Genomic DNA, 1953 nt, shown 5'->3' with positions numbered 1-1953 from the left:
ACGCGGCCGACGACGCGGGGCTGCGGGTGGCGGTGATGTCGGACGCGCAGTTCGTGGCGCGTGCGCCGGAGTCGCCGCAGGTCGAGAACGCTCGCCGTGGTCTGCAGGAGATCGTGGCCGAGGACCCGGACCTGCTGGTCATCAACGGTGACTTCACCGACGAGGCGGCGCCGGAGGACTTCGACCTCGCGCGCCGGATCCTCGACGAGGAGCTCGCCGAGACCGACCTGCCGTGGGTCTACGTCCCGGGCAACCACGAGATCATGGGTGGCCCGATCAGCAACTTCGTCGACGAGTTCGGCGAGACGTCGACGGTCCGCGACGTGGCCGGCACGCGCATCATCACCCTCAACTCCTCCACCGGTCGCCTCGGGGACGACTTCGGGCAGATGGTCATGCTGCGTCAGCAGCTGCTGCTGGCCCAGCTCGACCCGGAGATCACGGGCGTCATGGTGTTCTCGCACTACCCCCCGCGCGACTTCCTGCCGGGATCCCCGTCGGACATGGCGGACCGCCTCGAGGCCGCGACGCTCGAGTCCTGGTTGGGCGAGGTCGAGGACTCGGGCCGTTCGGTGATGTTCGTCGGCGCGGGCGTGGGGGCGTTCGACGTGTCGACCCGCGACGGTGTCGAGTACCTGACCAACGGCAACGTGGGCAAGTCTCCGAACTCGACCCCGGACCGCGGCGGCTTCTCGGGCTGGTCGATGATCGGTATCGACCCCGCCAGCGGCATGCACGACACCGAGGGCGAGTGGTCCCAGATCGAGATCCGTCCCCTCGTGGACAGCCTGGAGATCGGGGGCGGCGACGTCGTCGAGCTCGGCGGTTCGCTCGACCTCGAGGGCACCGTGGTCCAGGACGAGCGTCGGGTCCCGACCGACTGGCCGGTCTCGGCCCTGTGGTCGGGCGACGGCGAGACGGTGGTCCCCGCGGGGACGACCGAACTGCCGGCCACGGCCGTCGCGACGATCGAGCCCGCCACGGGCATCGTCGCCGCGGCACCTGGTCGCGCCCTGGTGGACGGCGAGCTCGTCGTCCTCACCGAGGGTGAGACGCCCGGCTATGACGACGGGTCCGCCGCGGTCCCGGTGACCGTCACGCTCGAGGTCAACGACTCGGTCGCCGAGCACGAGGTGGACGTCCACCTGCCCGTGTACTCGAGCACCCCCGCTCTGGAGAACGGGTTCTTCCTGGATGATGACTGGGCGGGTCTGCATGAGCATGTGTTCCGGTTCGGCCGGTCGGGTGATGAGGTGTTCGTGGGTGACTGGGACGCCGACGGGGCCGACACGCTCGCGTTGCGTCGGGGGAACGTGTTCTACGTGTCCAACACGTTGGGTTCGGGTGTGGCGGACGAGGTCGTGGTCTACGGCCGGTCGGGTGACACGATCCTGGTTGGTGACTGGGACGGTGACGGTGCGGACACGTTCGCGGTGCGTCGCGGCGCGGCGTACCACCTGCGTAACGACATGACGTCCGGGCCGGCGCACGAGATCGTGACCTACGGGCGTGAGGGCGACGTGGTGCTGGTCGGTGACTGGGACGGCAACGGCACCGACACGCTCGCGGTGCGTCGTGGGAAGACGTACTTCGTGCGGAACACGATGACCGATGGTGATGCGGACACGGTGTTCAACTACGGCCGAACCGATGACACGGTCGTGGTCGGTGACTGGGACGGGGACGGGCTGGACACGTTCGCGGTGCGTCGTGGGAACGAGTTCCTGCTGCGTAACGACCTGGTGGACGGGTTCGCGGAGGTCGAGCACGTCTACGGCGAGGCCGATGATGTGGTGCTGATCGGTGACTGGGACGGGGACGGGGTCGATTCCCCGGGCCTGCACCGCTGACCGGTAGCTGACGCACCCCTGTGGCGGCGGGGCTCACCCGAGAGGGTGAGCCCCGCCGTCGTGCGTCCGGGGTCCTGTCGCCGAGATTGCGGTTGGGGCCCCA

The 1953-nt window shown here is 69.3% G+C and carries 1 protein-coding gene; it reads left to right on the top strand.

The window, feature by feature from the left end:
- On the top strand, positions 1-1850 hold a 1850-nt coding region (locus tag ACZLMO_RS16690), incomplete at its 5' end, for a metallophosphoesterase family protein (protein ID WP_463654380.1).
- Positions 1851-1953: the final 103 nt, after the last annotated feature.

Source organism: Georgenia sp. G2120 (assembly GCF_055326485.1).
Note: the sequence above shows the minus strand (reverse complement) of the source record. Positions and strands in the feature narration are given on the sequence as shown.